The sequence below is a fragment of the Actinomadura sp. 3N508 genome (assembly GCF_044326375.1).
In the GTDB taxonomy this organism is placed as follows: domain Bacteria; phylum Actinomycetota; class Actinomycetes; order Streptosporangiales; family Streptosporangiaceae; genus Spirillospora.
This window is the reverse complement of sequence record NZ_JBIRAX010000001.1, coordinates 1-16618: the sequence shown is the minus strand read 5'-3', so window position 1 is coordinate 16618 and position 16618 is coordinate 1. Positions and strand designations below refer to the sequence as shown.

14 protein-coding genes are annotated in these 16618 nt (G+C 69.0%); 10 read left to right on the top strand and 4 right to left on the bottom strand.

Features of this window, described 5'->3' with window-relative positions; translation table 11 throughout:
- Positions 1–9 precede the first annotated feature (9 nt).
- The 9 genes from ACH34S_RS00070 to ACH34S_RS00030 all read left to right on the top strand — a co-directional run bounded on the left by ACH34S_RS00070 (position 10) and on the right by ACH34S_RS00030 (position 11788).
- A complete protein-coding gene (locus ACH34S_RS00070) occupies positions 10–258 on the top strand; it encodes a hypothetical protein (RefSeq protein WP_395950248.1) in 249 nt (82 codons plus the stop codon).
- 187 nt (positions 259–445) lie between these two features.
- Positions 446–1708 carry a HEAT repeat domain-containing protein gene (locus ACH34S_RS00065; RefSeq protein ID WP_395950247.1) on the top strand — a complete coding sequence of 421 codons (1263 nt, stop codon included), beginning with the start codon at positions 446–448 and terminating at the stop codon, positions 1706–1708.
- 737 nt (positions 1709–2445) lie between these two features.
- The gene (locus tag ACH34S_RS00060) at positions 2446–2571 is read left to right on the top strand and encodes a hypothetical protein (RefSeq protein ID WP_395950246.1); all 126 of its coding nucleotides are present in this window, start codon (positions 2446–2448) and stop codon (positions 2569–2571) included.
- Positions 2572–2617: 46 nt separating this feature from the next.
- Positions 2618–4354, top strand: coding sequence for a helix-turn-helix domain-containing protein (locus ACH34S_RS00055; RefSeq protein ID WP_395950245.1), 1737 nt, complete (start codon positions 2618–2620; stop codon positions 4352–4354).
- Between the two features lie 206 nt (positions 4355–4560).
- Entirely contained in the window at positions 4561–8613 is a 4053-nt protein-coding gene (locus ACH34S_RS00050; RefSeq protein WP_395950244.1) for an Eco57I restriction-modification methylase domain-containing protein, read from the top strand.
- A gap of 168 nt (positions 8614–8781) precedes the next feature.
- Entirely contained in the window at positions 8782–9231 is a 450-nt protein-coding gene (locus ACH34S_RS00045) for a macro domain-containing protein (RefSeq protein ID WP_395950243.1), read from the top strand.
- A gap of 56 nt (positions 9232–9287) precedes the next feature.
- On the top strand, positions 9288–9779 hold the full coding sequence (locus ACH34S_RS00040; protein WP_395950242.1) for a hypothetical protein: 492 nt from the start codon (positions 9288–9290) through the stop codon (positions 9777–9779).
- An 8-nt stretch (positions 9780–9787) separates the two neighbouring features.
- Positions 9788–10102 carry a hypothetical protein gene (locus tag ACH34S_RS00035; protein ID WP_395950241.1) on the top strand — a complete coding sequence of 105 codons (315 nt, stop codon included), beginning with the start codon at positions 9788–9790 and terminating at the stop codon, positions 10100–10102.
- A 279-nt stretch (positions 10103–10381) separates the two neighbouring features.
- The gene (locus ACH34S_RS00030; protein ID WP_395950240.1) at positions 10382–11788 is read left to right on the top strand and encodes an MFS transporter; all 1407 of its coding nucleotides are present in this window, start codon (positions 10382–10384) and stop codon (positions 11786–11788) included.
- 144 nt (positions 11789–11932) lie between these two features.
- On the opposite strand, the gene ACH34S_RS00025 is transcribed toward ACH34S_RS00030, so the two are convergent.
- The 3 genes from ACH34S_RS00025 to ACH34S_RS00015 form a co-directional block, all read right to left on the bottom strand.
- Positions 11933–12496: a snapalysin family zinc-dependent metalloprotease gene (locus ACH34S_RS00025; RefSeq protein ID WP_395950239.1), complete on the bottom strand. Its 564-nt coding sequence runs from the start codon at positions 12494–12496 to the stop codon at positions 11933–11935.
- An 83-nt stretch (positions 12497–12579) separates the two neighbouring features.
- On the bottom strand, positions 12580–13335 hold the full coding sequence (locus tag ACH34S_RS00020) for a S1 family peptidase (RefSeq protein WP_395950238.1): 756 nt from the start codon (positions 13333–13335) through the stop codon (positions 12580–12582).
- Positions 13336–13765: 430 nt separating this feature from the next.
- Complete coding sequence (locus ACH34S_RS00015; RefSeq protein WP_395950237.1) at positions 13766–15037, bottom strand: acyltransferase family protein; 1272 nt, start codon at positions 15035–15037, stop codon at positions 13766–13768.
- A 287-nt stretch (positions 15038–15324) separates the two neighbouring features.
- On the opposite strand from ACH34S_RS00015, the gene ACH34S_RS00010 reads away from it, so the two are divergent.
- Positions 15325–15954, top strand: coding sequence for a TetR/AcrR family transcriptional regulator (locus ACH34S_RS00010; RefSeq protein ID WP_395950236.1), 630 nt, complete (start codon positions 15325–15327; stop codon positions 15952–15954).
- 18 nt (positions 15955–15972) lie between these two features.
- Here ACH34S_RS00010 and ACH34S_RS00005 read toward each other — a convergent pair whose 3' ends face one another.
- Positions 15973–16518 (bottom strand): NuoB/complex I 20 kDa subunit family protein, encoded by a 546-nt coding sequence (locus ACH34S_RS00005; protein ID WP_395950235.1) that lies wholly within the window; start codon positions 16516–16518, stop codon positions 15973–15975.
- Positions 16519–16618 lie beyond the last annotated feature (100 nt).

The window sequence follows — 16618 nt, the reverse complement described above, 5'->3', positions numbered from 1 at the left end:
CTGAGAATCGTGGACCTCAAGAATTACGAGCGGCGGTCGGAATTCGCCAAGTCCTACGCAGAGGCCTATGCAGAGGGTTACGCGCGGGGCGTGAGGGAGGGCATGGTGAAGGTGGTTCTGATCGTGCTGGAGGCGCGTGGTGTGGCCGTGTCCGATGACGTTCGGGCGCGTGTCAAGGGCTGCACTGACATTGAGCAGTTGGAGCGCTGGGTCAAGCTGGCCGCCGTCATCGATCCCGCTGAGGAGTTCGTCGGCTGACCTCTTAGCAGCTAGACCTCATCGTCTGGGTGGTCGGGTTACCGGCCGCCCAGACTGCGTTCCAGGGGAGTCGCGCCTTTCATGTGGCCCGCGAGGGCGCCGGGGCAGTGGCATCATCCAGCTTGTGGAGATTCAGACTCTTATCGAGCAGTTGGCGGGGGCTGATCACAAGGCTGCGAGTGATGCCTTGGTCGGCATTGGGGCCCCGGCCGTAGCGCCCGTTCTGGACGTTCTGTGCGACGAGGACTCGCCGGTCGACTGGGGGACCAGCGCCATGGTGCTGCGCCATATCGGCCTGCCCGCACTCGAACCGCTGGTCGAGGCCATGGTGACGGCGTCCAGCGCCGAGGTGGGGCGCCGCGCCCGGTGGGCGCACTGCGGCCTCAAGATCGATGACCTGTCGGTGTTCGTGCCCTACCTGCGGCATCCCAGTCCCATGGTGCGCGGCAGCACCGCTTACTTCCTGCAGCTCAGGGGGGAGGCCGCGGAACCGTACGTCTCCGATCTGGTCGCGCTGCTGGACGACCCGGACGCTGGCGTCCGGCAACGCGTGATCTCGGCGCTCGACGAACTCGCCCCCGAGCTGGTGGTGCCGCTCCTGCACGAGATGCGCCGCTCCCGAGGCAACGGCCGGATGCGCAGGCAGGCGCTGGTGGCGCTCGCCGAGATCGCCGGTCCGGCGGCGCTGGACGCCCGCGACCAGCTGATCGTCCGGCGCCTCATCCGCGCCAAGCTCGCGACCGAGACGCCCGAGCCGATGCACCTGTGCGGGATGTGGCACGCCGTCCCGACCGGCGACCAGGCGGCCGTCCTCGACGCGTTCGGCCTGTCCGACGCCGAGCCGGTCACGATGCGGCTGGGCGGGTCCGCGTGGAACCACGACCACCACGTCGGGGGCGGGGAGCACGGCGAGTGCTCGCGCGTCTACGTCACCCCGGAACTGGACGGCTGGACGCTCCTCTTCGGCCGGCCCTTCGACGGCGACGAGGACTTCGACGCCGACCGCGTCTTCGCGCACCTCCGCGAGCTGAGCCTCCGCTTCGGCGCCGCGCATTGGTACGGCGCCAGCTGCGGCGACGAATGGACGGCCTGGTGCGTCGCCGAGAAGGGCGAGATCGTCCGCTACTACGACGTCTTCGAGCCGGACGACCAGGTCGGCACCGGCCACCCCGCCGAGGACGGCTACCTGCTTCCGCACATCGACGGGTTCCCCGACGACGCCTTCGACGGCATCGACATCGGCGACAGCAAGGCGTTCCAGGCCCGATATCTGCAGGTCAAGGAGGAACTCGGCATTCCCGACGAGTGCCATTCGACCTCTTTCGCGGCCCGCGCCTCCGTCGACCCGGCCGCGCTCGGCCCGCACACCCGCGTCCGGGGCCACGGCGTCCTGGCCCTCACCGCCTGCGGCCGGGAGCACGGCCACCCCTGCGGCGCCCTGGACATCTGAACGTCGTCGGCGCGCCCTCCGCGAACACCGTGGCGGGTCAAGCGCCCGGTCCCAGGACGACGTGCCCGTCCTGCGCGTCGCGCGGTGTCGTGCTTGAGGTTGAGGGGTCTCCCGCGGCAACGGGAGACCCCTCTGCCAATCGGTCCCGCCCGAGCCATCAGACGGACGCATCGATTGGGGTCATGCGGCACAGACGTGGGCCGTTCGATGTGCCGAAGCGCATCTCAAGGTAAGTGCGCGGGGGCGCCGTCCGGCAAGCCCTTCGGCGGCCGGTTGCCCGGTCCGCCCCGGCAAGCTATCGCAAGAAGGTTTGCTGACCTGGGAGATTGTGGGGCCATCCGGGCACCGTCATTGTTCCAACTTCGCTTTCGTTCGTGCGGCTGCATGAGCGTATGCGCGGGACAGGGGAATTTCCGAACAATCGGGCCTTGACGGCGATGCCGCCGAGGCGGTATTCGGCCCGGCGTCCAGATCTTCGAACAACCCATCGTGCAGAACACTTCCCGACGCTGAACGTCGTGCGCAACGATGAGCGTGCACGAGGACAGTGCCGGGCCTTTCGCGGCGGCAACTGCGGGAGGTGAATCCCCGGCCTGTGCTCGTTTCCACCGCCCGAGCCATCAACGAGAGCCTGAAAGGCAGGCGCAACGATGCGCCCATTCCCTCTTTGCATTCCCTGGCACGGCACCTGGCGGTCAATGATCGCGGTCGTGCTCGTCCTCGCGATCATACTTCTCATGCTTCGGGTGTTCGACCCGTACCGCGTCTTCGTGGCGGTTTACTGCGCGTCGGTGGCCGTTGACCTCGTCGTCCTGCGGGGACGCACCCGCCGCCCGCCGGCCACGCCGCCGGCGGGTCAGTGAAGCGCCGGGCTCGGCCCCCGAGCCTTTTCTGACACGGAGATCGGTCATGCCGAGACCAGAGAATTGGTTGGACCCGGAGGACGGCCCCGTTCCGGCGTTCGCGGTAGAGCTGCGACGGCTCCGCGCCGACGCCGGCCGGCCGACCTATCGGGCAATGGCGAAGCGTTGCCATTACGGGCACACCACGCTGTCGGAGGCCGCCGCGGGACGCCGATTTCCGAGCTGGGAGGTCACCCAGGCGTACGTGACGGCCTGCAACGGCGACCTGGAGGAGTGGCGGAGCCGATGGCGCGACACGGCCGACCACATCGGTGATGAGAACGGCGGGAGGTCACCGTCCCGCCCGATATCCCGGAATTCCACGCGCGCCTCGGGCACCCGTCCCGTCCCGGTGGATCCGGAGCGGGCCGGGACGTTGCCTGAGCTGATGGCCATGCTCGACGAACTGCGCCGCCAGGCGGGCCTGAGCCTGCGCCAGCTCGTCAAGCGTTCGTGGGACGAAGCGGACCGGGGGGCCGGGACGGTGCTGCCGAATTTCCACGGCTCCGAGTATCTGCAGGGGAGGCGGTCCCCCCGCGCGGCGGACGTCCTGCGGATCGTGGAGCTGTGCGGCGGCACCGCGGCCGATCGCCGGCGTTGGGAGGCCGCCTGCGATCGGCTCCTGCCGGCGTCCGATGACCGCGAGGCGACGCCCACCGCGATGCGGCCGGTGGCGGGTGGTCCGGGTGCGGGGACCGCCGAGGCCTCCTCGAAGGCCGCGGGCGGGACGCCTGGCGTTCCGGCTGGGGAGCGTGCGGCGAGGCCGGACGCGGACGGCTCGGGCCGTCCGGACGGTTCCGGTCGTCCAGCCGGCTCGGGGCCTCCGGACGGCTCCGGTCCGCCGCCGGACGGTTCCGGAGGTCGGGACAACACGTATCCGCCCGGTGGGCCGAGGGAGCTGCGCCTGATGCTGGGCACGCGGCTGCGTTCGCTGCGGGAGGCCAAGGGGATCTCCACCGAGAAGGCGGGCCACGAGATCCGCGCTTCGCACTCGAAGATCAGCCGGATGGAGCTCGGCCGGGTCAGTTTCAAGGAACGTGACGTCGCCGATCTGCTCACCCTGTACGGGATCAGCGACCCCGACGAGCGGGCTTCGCTTCTGAAACTGGCCACCCGGGCCAAGGTGCCCAACTGGTGGCAGCGGTACGGCGACGTGCTGCCGGCCTGGTTCCAGGTCTACCTCGGCATGGAGGAGGCGGCCTCCCTGCTGCGTACCTATGAGGTGCAGCTCGTCCCCGGGCTGTTGCAGACCGAGGACTACGCGCGCGCGGTGGCCCAGTGCGGTTACCCGCGTGCCTCCGAGGAGGAGGTCGAGCGGCGCCTTCAGGTTCGCGCGATCAGGCAGCGGAGGGTTATCACGGACCGGCGGCTGGCCGGAGCGGATTCACCAAGGGTGTGGGTCGTCCTGGACGAGGCCATCTTCTACCGCCCGATCGGTACCCGGGCGGTGATGCGCGGCCAGATCGAGCACTTGATCGAAATGTGCGGGCAGCCCGGGTTCAGCGTGCAGGTCCTGCCGCGTGACGCGGGCCTGTACCCGACGGGCGGTTCGTTCACGATCCTGCGGTTCGCCGACCAGAGCGTGCCGGACGTGGTCTACCTGGAGCAGCTGGCGGCCGCGATGTTCATCGACAGGCCGGCCGACGTCGAGCTCTACAAGTGCGCGATGGACAACGTCGGAGCCGTCGCGTCGGAACCCGACGAAACCGAGGAGGTGTTGACCCGCATCCTGCGTGACCTCTGACGGCCGTTCCACATCGCGGCGCCGTCCGCACCGGGTGGTGGGGGGCCGGATCGCGCCGACCGGCTCGAATGAGGAGCGCCTGCAGTGCCTCTCGGACGAGCGAGACCTGGAAGTTCAGCAGATCCAGGCCGGCTTTGCGAGCTCCGAACCGGACTCCGTCCTCGTGGCGGTCGAGTTCGTCGTCCCGAAGCGGGAGGCTGTCTGGCATGGACCGGTTTCCGCGCCACAAGGACGGCTTCGACCACGCCGGCTGGCTCGGCCTGATCGACGTCTCCGGACCGTTCCTCAGCGTCCCCGTCCTGCGCCGCGTCTGGCCCGCTCTCGACGCGATCGGCGAGGGCACCCGCGAACGGCTCCGCCAGGAACACGCCGCCCTGCCGGGGCGCTCCTGGATCGACTACGTCCTCACCGAACTCCTCGGCTGGGACGAGCTTCTGCACGTCACCGGCCTGGACGCGCTGTCCATGGACGTCCCCGAGCACGACACCACCGTCACCCCAAGCTTTGCGCTCCTCGAACCGGGCACGGCCCCTGGAGCGGCGCGTGGCGCGGCGCCTGGCGCGGCGCCTGGCGCGGCGCCTGGCGCGGACGCGAAGAACGTCCGGCTCCTCGGTCTGATCAGCGACGACCGTCCCACCCAGCGGATCACGGACTCCGGCTGGGCCGCCACCCCCGCCGACCGCCTCGCCCAGCTCTGCCGCCACCACGACGTCCCGCTCGGCCTCGCCACCGACGGACGCTGGTGGACGCTCATCTGGGCCCCGCGCGGCGGCGTCACCACCACCGCCGTGTTCGACGCGGTCAACTGGCACGAAGCCGCCGAACGCGACGTCGTCCGCGCCTTCGTGTCGATCCTTCACCGGTCGCGCTTCTTCGCCGTCCCCGACGACGAGACCCTCGTCAGCCTCCTGGATCAGAGCAAGGACAACCAGGAAGACATCACCGAGGCCCTCGGGGTGCAGGTGCGCCAGGCCGTCGAGTTGCTGGTCGCCGCCATCGGACGCGCCCACACCGCTGACGTCGCCCAGGGCGGGCGCGGGATCGGCGAAGTCACCGCCCACGACGTCTACCGCGGTGCCGTCGCCGTCATGATGCGCGTGGTATTCCTGCTGTTCGCGGAGGAGAAGAGGCTACTCCCGTCCGATAAGGAGCTTTACTGGACGGCCTATTCCGCCGGACTCCTCGGCGAGGAACTCAAGCAGCGCGCCGACCTCGGCGGCGAAGAGGACCTGGAGCACACCTACACCGGCTGGCCCCGCCTCCTCGCGCTGTTCAACGCCGTCTACTACGGCGTCGACCACCCCGACATGTCGATGCACGCCCACGACGGATCCATCTTCAACCCGGAGACCTATGCGTGGCTTCCGCTCACCATCGATGACCGGACCGTCCTGCACATGCTCAAGGCCGTCCAGTACGTCAAGATCGGCACCGGGAAGAACACGGAGCTCCGCAAACTCTCCTTCCGCGACCTGGACGTTGAACAGATCGGATACGTCTACGAAGGCCTCCTCTCCTTCGAGGGCTTCCGTGCCACGGAGACCTGCGTCGGCCTGATCGGCAAGGCCGGACTCGAAGAGGAGGTCGCCCTCAGCACCCTTGAGGAATTCGCCGCGTCCTGCCCGGACATCCCGTCCCTGGCCGCCAAACTCGCCACCGAATACAAGGACTCCCGCATCGGCTCCGCCAAGGCATTGGAGAAGGCTCTCGCCCCCCTCCCGGACGGCGAAAAGCAGGAGGCCCGCCGCAAACTCCTCGCCGTCACTCGGGGCGGCTACCCACTCACCGAACGACTCCTGCCGTTCTTCAGACTCATCCGCACGGACCTCCGCGGACTCCCGGTCGTGATCCTGACTGACGCCCTGTACGTCACCGAATCGTCCCTGCGGAACAACACCGGCACCCACTACACGCCCAAGTTCCTCGCCGAACAGGTCGTCGAAGGAGCCTTGGAACCGCTCGTCTACTCGCCCGGCCCACTCCAGACCGCGGACAAGAGCGGCTGGAAGCCCAAATCGTCCGACGAGATCCTCTCACTGAAGGTCGCCGACATCGCCATGGGCTCGGCGGCATTCCTGGTGGCCGCCTGCCGTTACCTCGCCGGCCACCTCGTGAACGCCTGGGTCCGCGAAGGCGACGACCGCGCCAAGGATTTCAAGGCCACTTTCACCGACCAGGCGTCCGACGCAGACACCGACCCGGTGACCATCAACGCCCGCCGTCACATCATCGAGCACTGCCTCTACGGCGCGGACATCAACGAGATGGCCGTGGAAATGGCGAAGCTGTCCCTCTGGCTCGTCTCCATGGACTCGGACAAGCCCTTCACCTTCCTGGACGACCGCCTCATCGCCGGCGACTCCCTCCTCGGCATCACGTCCCTCGACCAGCTCGAATTCATGCACATGGACGCCCGCCGCGGCCGGAAGCTGCATGAGGACGAGGGCACAGTCGTCGACCTGACCAACGGGATCCGCGAACTGGTCGAACGCGTCGCCGGCAAGCGCCGTCGGCTGGCCCAGATCGAGGGGACCGACCTGGGCAGACTCGCCGGCAAGCGCGCCATGCTCGACGAGATCCAGATCGAAACGGCACGCGCCTCGCTGCTCGCCGACCTCACCACCGCCGCGGCCCTGCATTACGCCAAACGAGGCCAGGCCGGTCTGGACACCGCCTCCAACCAGGCGATGGAGGTCGCCCAGGAGGTCATCTCGGGGGACGGGCAAAAGGAGCTGGAAGCCCGCGACCAAATCCAGAGCTGGTTGAACACCGACCTGCCGCCAGGAAGCTTCCCTCGCCAACCCATCCACTGGCCCCTGGTGTTCCCGGAGGTCTTCGAAAACGGCGGCTTCGACGCCGTCATCGGTAACCCGCCCTTTCTTGGCGGAACCAAAATATCCCCGGTCTGCGGCGAGAGCTATAGAGAGTGGCTGGTCCACGGTTTGTCGGGAGGCGCCGTAGGCAAGATCGACTTGGTGGCCTACTTCGTCCTGCGTGCCGCTTCCGTGGTAAACGACGAAGCCAAGATGGGTATTATCGCCACCAACTCCCTCGCTCAGATGGCCACGAAAGATGCGAGTCTTGTTCGGCTGGTCGAGAGCGGTGCCGAGATCTACGCGGCGGTTAAGACCGCACCGTGGCCGTCCAAGAGCGCCACCCTTGAGTACTGTGCGGTCTGGATCTCCAAGGGCGCTGTGTCAGCGGCGGCAGCTCGCCTATGTGACGGAATTCGCGTCTCCCGAATTTCCCCGTCACTGGAAAGGGAGTCCAGGGTCACGGGTGCCGCCCACAGGCTCAGAGAAAACGGGGAAATGGCCTTCTTGGGGTCAAAGGTAACGGGTATCGAAGCCTTCGAACTCTCCCAAGAAGAGGTTGCGTCCCTGCTTGAAGTAGAAGACAAGAGCTGCGAAGTCATATCCCCATTTATTGGTGGCCGAGAGCTGAACTCGAGCCATGACATGTCCCCGAGTCGCTGGGTGTTCAACTTCCGGGAGATGGACTTTGAACAAGCATCTAGCTATACAGCCTGTTTCGAATTGCTCACCTCCCGTCTGAGGGAGCGTGCTGCGGGCAAGGGGGAGGAGCTATCGGGAAAATGGTGGCTCTATGAACACAGGGCTCCTGGCTTGTATGCAAGAATCCGCGAGGCTCAACTGGAGCGGGTGATCGTTCTAGCCGAGGTGAGCAGCACCATCAAGCCGGTAATCGTTCCCTCCGACATGGTTTACAGTCACAAAACCATAGTCATCGCAAGCTCTGACCCCGCAGAGTTCGCTTTTCTTTCCAGCTCCCTTCACTACCTATGGGTGCTTTCCAAGGCGGGAACCATGAGAACGGACCCGAGTTACTCGCCGTCCAAGGTTTATGAGACCCTTCCTCAGCCGAAGTCCCCGCAGGAGCTCCACCCCTTGGGCGCGCGCCTTGAGGCTTTCCGAAACGACCTCATGCTGGCGCATCGGGCCGGGCTCACAAAGACATACAACATGGTGAACGACCCGAGATGCGCCGACGCGGACATCGTTGAACTGCGGGAGACCCACAAGGCGATCGATGAGGCCGCCTGCCGGGCGTACGGGTGGGACGACCTGATCCCGCAGCTCGATCACGGCCACCACCCGCTCGGACGCGAGACGCGGTACACCGTCGGACCGGCCGTCCAGCGGGAACTCATGGATCGGCTACTGGAGCTGAATCATGAGCGGTATGCGGCCGAGGTCGCGGCCGGGCTGCACGACAAGAAGGGGAAGAAGGGAGGCTGACCTCGAGCGTCCGAGCAAGGAGGCCTCTTCTGAACGACGCACGAGTCCGCCTCGTGGCTCGCCGTGCCGACGTCGGGCGGCGTGGTTCTCACGGCGATCGTGGTGACGGAGGCTTGTCGGTGGCCGTCGCTACGCTCGGCCCCGAACGGCAAGGGGGCGAGCAGACGGATGATCGTCGAACGAACCGGTGATCTTCTCCAGGACGACGCGCAGGCGCTCGTCAACCCCGTCAACACCGCCGGGGTCATGGGCAAGGGGCTGGCCCTCCAGTTCAAGCGCGCCTTTCCGGCGGCCTTCACCGCCTACGCCGAGGCGTGCGCGGACGGCAGGGTGCGTCCCGGGACGATCCTCCCCGTCCCGCTCGACGGCGGCCGCTGGATACTTCACTTCCCGACCAAGCGGCACTGGCGGAGCCGCTCCCGCTTGGACGACATCGAGTCCGGCCTGGGCGACCTGGCCCGCGTGCTCGCCGACCTGAAGATCGTCAGCGTCGCCGTCCCGCCCCTCGGTTGCGGGCACGGCGGGCTCGACTGGGAAGCCGTCCACCCTCTGATCACGGCGAAACTCGGCCCACCGGACGTGGAAGTCCGCCTTTACGTCCCCGAACAGGGGCTCTGATCAGCAGAAGACTAGAGTCATAAACCCTTAGGCCCCTCCTGAGAAGAACCGGAACCGTGGCATTACTTCTCGCGCGAGCCGAAGACACCGACGTGCTCATCGAACGGCACGTTTTCAGCCTTTATCACGTCCTGGAGCTGGAGTCCGCCGCCACCCAGGCGAGGCCGCTGCTGCGACTACTGGACGAGCAGCTCCTCATCCGCAGCCCAGGCGAGGATCACATCGCCACCGTCGAGCTTCAGCTATGGGACGGCCCACCCGAACCCAGCAGCCAGACCGACGACCACCCGTGGGAAGCCGACGAATTCTGCCGGTTCCGCATCCACCACGACCAGCTCAGCATCTGGCAGCTGACCAGCGGCCCGACCGCCATCGGCGTCGACGTCCAGCCCGGCTGGTACCGGATGCGCGTCAGATCAGCCGGCGGCTCCGCCGTCGCCCGAGCCATCGAGGTCTACGACCCCGACGAGGACGTGGAAGAGAACTTCGAAGGCATTCTCCGGGGTTTCGAGACCTTCCTCCTCCAGGTCTGGCCCGCCGAGAAATAGAGGTTCCGATGGACGACGAGGTACACCTGCAAATCTCCGCACCCGTGGAAACCGACGAAGAAGCGGCCTTCCTCGTGGTGGTCCGCACGCTCCAGGGAACCGTAAGACCGGGCGCCAGACTGCACGCGGTACGAGACCTCACCGGTAAGGATCGTCCAGCCGATCTGACGGTCCGCCGTATCTGGCTTTTCCAACGCGAGACCGACCTGCTCAGCCCCGGCTCGACAGCCAAACTCCACATCACCGGAGACCCAGGCGGCGCCGCCCTCCTCGAAAACTGCCTACTCATAGGCAGATCAAACAGCAGCCCCACCCAGACCTAAGCCAGTCCGACCCCGGATTTCCCCCTCATGAATTGTTGGTAGGGCGTCTGCGTCATCGGCCCGGTACCTGTGCGGGGTCGCGGCGGTGCAGGAGCAGACCGCCGCCCGGGTGGAGTCGGTGTGGAGCGGGCCGACCGGCCACGCGGTGCCCGTCCGGTCGACCGCGCGGGTGCTGTCGGGCTGGTGATGCGCGGCGGTGGGTCCTAGGTCTATGGGACCTTGTGGGTTGGGTCCGGTGGCCGACGCGGGGGGCGGGGCCACGAAGGCACGCTTGGGAGCATGACCACGACCTATGAGCCCGCAGTCGCCGGCAGAGGCACGCCACGTTTCTCGACACCCGGGTGGGCGGCGCTGCTCGCCGCGTCCATCGGGCAGTTCCTCGTCGTCCTGGACGTCTCCGTCGTCAACGTCGCGCTGCCCGACATGCGCGCCGGGCTCGGGCTCGGGGCGACCGGGCTGCAATGGGTCGTCAACGCCTACTCGCTGACGTTCGCCGGGTTCCTGCTGCTTGGCGGGCGCGCCGCCGACCTGTTCGGGCGCAAGCGGGTCTTCGTCGCGGGGCTCGGGCTGTTCACCGTGGCCAGCCTCGCGGGCGGGTTCGCGCAGGACGCGAGCATGCTCATCGGCGCGCGTGCGGTGCAGGGGCTCGGCGCCGCGATCCTCGCGCCGGTCACGCTGTCGCTGGTCACCGCCACGTTCCCGGAGGGGCCCGCGCGGACCCGGGCGATCGCCATGTGGACCGCCGTCGGCACCGCGGGCGGCGCCACGGGCGGGCTGGTCGGCGGGCTGCTCACCGACTATCTGAACTGGCGCTGGGTGTTCCTGATCAACGTCCCGGTCGGGTTGGTCGTGGGGTTCGTCGCCGTCCGGTGGCTGCGGGCGGAGCGCCTGGCGGGCGGGCGGCAGCGGCTCGACCTGCCGGGGGCGGTGCTCGTCACGGCGGGCGTGGGGCTGGTGGCGTTCGGCATCGGCGAGACCGAGCGGCACGGGTGGACGGCGCTGTTCCCGCTGGTGGCGGGGCTCGCGCTGCTGGCGGCGTTCGTCGCGGTGGAGGCGCGGACCGCGCAGCCGCTGGTGCGGCTGGGGCTGTTCCGGCTGCGCAGCGTGGCGGTCGGGAACCTCGCCACGCTCGTCGGCACGATGGCGGGCTTCGCGCTCTGGTACTTCCTGTCGCTCTACATGCAGAACGTCCTGCATTACAGCGCGGTGCGGACCGGCCTGTCGTTCCTGCCGCACACGGCGGGCATCATCATCGGCTCCCGGCTCGCGCCGACGCTGATGGCGCGCATGGACGCCCGGCTCCTCGCGGGCGCGGGCGGGCTGCTGGCCGCGGCGGGGTTCGCGTGGCAGAGCGTGGTGCTGGACGCCGACGGGACGTTCCTCGGCTCGATCCTCGGCCCCGGCGCAACGATGGCGCTCGGGTTCGGGCTGCTGATGACGCCGCTGGTGCAGGCGTCCACGGCGGGCGTGCCGTCGGCGGAGGCGGGGGCGGTGGCGGGCGTCGTCAACACCTCCCGGGTCATCGGGGGCGCGATCGGCCTGACGCTGCTCGGGACGGCCGCGGCACGCTCCGGCGCCGACCTGGTGGACGGGTACTCGGCGGCGTTCGTGGTCGCCGCCGTCATCACCACCGCGGGCACGGCGCTCGTCGCGTTCCTGCCGCGTGCCGAGAAGCGAACCGGCTGAAGAGAAAGCGAACCTGAGGGCGTCTGCCGGAAGGAACGGACGCCCTCAGGTCGCTTGAGGAGCGGCGGGGAATCAGTGAACCTCTCTCATCCGGCCTTTCCGCACGTGCAGGGTTTTGTGCGGGCTAGCCGAGACGGAGGGGGTTCAGTGGCGGGCCAGGGCCGGCGCCTCCGTCAGGAGGGAACCGGCCTTGATGCCCATGCGGCCGAACTGGAAGTTCCGCTCGACCTCGGCCATCTCCGCCGCGTTGGGGTTCGGGTTCTTGCAGGTGGTGCCGGCGCTGGCGCCGGACATCAGGTCCGTGCACAGGCCGGTGCGCCGGTCCGGCAGGCCGAGGATGTGCCCCAGCTCGTGGGACGCGATCCGGATCACGTAGTGACCCTCGTTGGTGGCCTGGCGGCCCATCCAGACGGTGCCGCGGCCCAGGCTCGTCACCTGTGCGCGGGGCCAGCCGTTGTCGGCGAGGATGCGGACGTCACCGGGCGTGGCCGGAACGAACTGGACGTTCTTGACGCGCTCGTTCCAGATCTTCGCGCCCTCGTCCCACGCCTCCTTGAACTCGGCGGCCTGGCTGGTGTCGTACCGGACGGTGCGGACGTTGGTCTGCGGCGCCTCGGGCGCCGCGGACGCGGGCACGCCGGTGCCGACCAGGAAGGCGAGGCCGAGCAGCAGCGCGGCGCACACCCTTACGAACTTGCTTGCGACCATGGATACCTCACAGTTTGGGAGCGGATGAGGCGCCCTCCGCCGGGCACCGCGCTCCGGCGGAGGGCACGTTCATTCCTTGGCGGTCAGCGAGTCGCGCTCGAGGCGCCGCCGATGATCTGGAGGATCTGGCTGCGGTAGGCAGCCGTGTCGCTGTAGATGGCCGGGCCCTGCGCGCAGGTCTGGCCGCCACGGCTGGTGGCGCCGACGAGCTCCCACGCACCGGGTCCGCCGGTCACGGCCGGTCCGCCGGAGTCGCCGTAGCAGGCGCCCTTGCCGTTACCGCCGTCGGTGCAGATCTCGGTGGATCCGGTGATACCGGAGCACCGGCTGTCCGCGACGATGGTCGTGTCGAGCTGCTGGAGGTTGATGGGCGCGCCGCCGCAGCCGCGCGTCGGGCAGGTCTGGCCCCAGCCGATCAGGCGGGTGGCCGCGCCGACCGGCGCGGACTGCGCGATCGGGATGGGCTTGGACGTGGCCGCGCTGGCCAGGCGGAGAATGGCGAGGTCGCCACCGATGACCTGACGGCTCGCGACGCGGACGACTTCGCCGCCCGCGTTGTAGGTCTTCGTGCCGATCCTGACCTGGGCGGGCTGGCCGCAGTGCGTCGCGGTGATGACCCACTGCGGTGCGACGAGGGAGCCGCCGCAGCTGTGGGAGCCGCTGGTGCCTTGCAGCGAGGCCATGAACGTGTAGGTCTCGGTGGCGGGCACGCCGCCGACGATGTTGGTCTTCGGGGGAGCAGGCGGCGTGTCCGCGTTGGCGGTCGTGCTCGCGACGGACGTACCGACAAGCGTCAGAACCGCGAGCGGTACCGCGGTCAGCACTCTGCGCTTCCTCATGAGCGGGGGGTCCTTTCATGGGGGTGGAAGAAGAAACGTGGTGACCGCCTGGCCTTGTCGGTCCCCGGCCGGTGCCACGGAAGCACCGTGACGCCGACCACACACCCCTCGACTATTTACCACCCGTGCAGAAATGACCAATGACGGAATGCGCATCCGACCCCCGGATAGAACGCCTTCTACGGGAAAAGCGGGGACGACCTGCGAATCTTCTAGCTCCACGCCGCGCGACTGAACGCAGACCCATTTTTTCAATCCGGCCGCTGAGCTGTGAAAACGGCGTCTTCGGGCGGTCGTGCCGGGTCGCGGCTGTGAACGCGGCGCGCACGTCCGGCCACGCCCGTGAGTTGTACCGGTCCATGCGCGTGGGTTGCACCGGTCCACGCGGCCGGCGCCCCGCCGGCCCGGCGGGCGCGGGTCAGGGCGCGGGTCAGGGGATGAGGACCGGCGGCTGGACGGGCTCGCGCGGGCGTGCCGGGCGGGTGAAGCGGCGCCCGAACCGCTGCGCGGGCGCCTCGATCCAGCGCTGCGACGCCCAGCTCGCCGCCAGCAGCGCCAGGACGAAGAACGCCAGGCCGACGACGTCCTCGCGGCCGGACACGTCCAGGAACTGGGCCGCCACCATCAGCAGCAGCGGATGCAGCAGGTAGACCGAGAAGCTGATGGTGCCGAGCCCGGTGGCCCAGCGGGGGAAGCGCCGGTGCCGCCAGCGCCACGCCGCCGCGAACGTCGCCGCGGCGGCCAGCACCGTGGTGGACCAGGCGAGCTGCGCCTGCCAGCCGTAGGGCGCCGCGTGCCAGATCCCGGTGCCGAGCGCGCCCGCCAGGACGGCGGCGCCTGCGGCCGCGCCCGTACGCCGGCCGATCTGGCCGTGCTCGGCGCGGTACACGGCCGTCCCGGCGAACATGACCCCCAGGAGGATCAGGCCCTCCCAGGCGTCGGCGCGCCCGTTCGCGGTGACCAGGAGGAGGGCCAGCAGCCCGCCGAGCACCCCTCCGGCGACGCGCAGTGCGGGACGCTTCGACATCGCCGCCGCGATCGCCGCGACCACGCCCGCGGTTGCGACGGCGACGACCGGGCCGGTCCCGGCGGTGCGCGACAGCAGCGTCGTGGGAGCGTACGTGCCGGTCAGCAGGCCGCCGGTGGTGAGCGCGATGGCGACGACCGCGGCGACGGCGAGACCGGCCGCCACCGGGGCGGAGCGGCGGTGCCCGCCCACCACGAACAGCGCGACGATCAGCAGGTAGAAGGCCATCTCGTAGGACAGCGTCCACAGGACGTTCATCACGTTGGGGACGTTCAGGACGTCCTGCAGCATCGTGAGGTGCGCCAGGACGGCCGTCGCGGGGGAGTACTGCTCCAGCCCCGCCCGGAGCCCGAGCACGCCCAGGAGGAACGGCAGGATCGCGAGGAAGCACGCCACCGCGAGGAGGGGGTAGATGCGGAAGAACCGGCCGATCCAGAAGCCCCGCACGCTCCCGCGACGCTCCAGGGATGCGGGCACGATGTACCCGCTGACCAGGAAGAACACCAGAACCCCCGCCATGCCGGGATCGAACCAGTCGCGCGTCCAGGCCCGCACGGACGGCAGGTAGACGTAGCTGGCGTGGTGCAGGGCCACCGCCATGGCCGCCCCGCCGCGCAGCGCGTCCAGCCACCCAAGCCGGGACGTCACGGGGAAATCACCCGAAGCGGGAATCATTACGACAGAGTAGACGGCCTTGCGGTGGGCGCCAGGGAATGGAGCGGAATGGTTTCCGCAGCCACCCCTTCACCGCCGAGTCAGGGGGAGTGAACCTCCGGTCACGCACCGGTCGGCCATCGGCCCCTTGATCAGGTCGCGTTTCCCTTTTCCGGCCGGCAGAAGATCACGGATGTGACCGGCCGACCGTGCGCGGACTCCATCGGTCGTGGTGGAGACCCGGGAACCTTCCTGAGCAGGGCCTCGACGCGGAGTGACCTGGTGTGACAGTGAGCTAGGGTCTGCACGTGGGATCTGAAAAGGCCGTGCTGCCGCCGGAGCGGCGCCGCGAACTGCTCGACACGGCGATGCGCGAATTCGTCCGCCATGGGTTCGGCGGCGCGTCGCTGAACCGCATCATCCGGTCCTGCGGAATGAGCAAGAGCTCGTTCTACCACTACTACGCGTCGAAAGAGGCGCTGTTCGACGCGGTCGTGACCGCCGTCGCGGACGGCCTGCGCGACTCGGTGAAGATCCCCGAGCCGGACGAGTTCGCCGTCCCCGGATTCTGGGACGCGGCGGCGCGGCTCTCCGACGAGCTGATGCGCGCCGCCGGACGGGACCGCCGCCTCATCGACCTCTGGCGGCTGTTCTACGTCCCCGACGCGCCCGCCGCCGAGGACGGGCCGCTGGGCCGGGTCAGGGCCGGGATCGACGGCTGGCTCGGCGGGGTGCTGGCGGCGGGCCGCTCGGCCGGCGCCGTCCGCGACGACCTGCCGCCGTCCCTGCAGAGCGAGATCACGCTGGCCGTGCTGTGGACGATCGACGCGTGGGCCCTGAAGAACCTCAAGGACCTCGACGTCGCCGAGGGCCGCCGCCTGGCCGCCGTCCAGCTCGACCTGCTCCGCAGGCTCCTCGCCCCACCGGTCACCCCCTGAGCCGGCCGCTGCGCTGGTCTACAGGTTGATCTTCGACGGGTGCCGGTGCGGGAGGGCGCCCGCTTCCAGTTCGGCGATCTCGGCCTTGCGGTCGGCGCCGAGCGTGGTGTTCTGGATCTTGTCGTGCAGCTTGAGGATCGTGTCCAGCAGCATCTCGGGCCGGGGCGGGCAGCCGGGGAGGTAGAAGTCCACGGGGACGATGTGGTCGGCGCCCTGCACGATCGCGTAATTGTTGAACATTCCGCCAGATGACGCGCAGACGCCCATGGCGATGACCCACTTCGGCTCGGTCATCTGGTCGTAGAGGCGCCGCAGCACCGGGGCCATCTTCTGGCTGACCCGGCCCGCGACGATCATCAGGTCGGCCTGCCGGGGCGTGGCCGAGGCGCGCTCCATGCCCCAGCGGGCGAAGTCGTGCCGGGCCATGCCGACGTCCATCAGCTCGATCGAGCAGCAGGCCAGCCCGAAGGTCATCGGCCAGAGCGAGCTGGAGCGCGCCCACCCGGCGACCTTCTCCACCGTGGTCAGCAGGAAACCGCTGGGAAGCTGTTCCTCAAGTCCCATGGGAACGACGATACCCAAGAGTGGACCAGGTGGTCCAAAGTCCGGCACGTGAACTGGACCACGTGGTCCACACCGCATGCCGCGCCACATGCCACGCCGT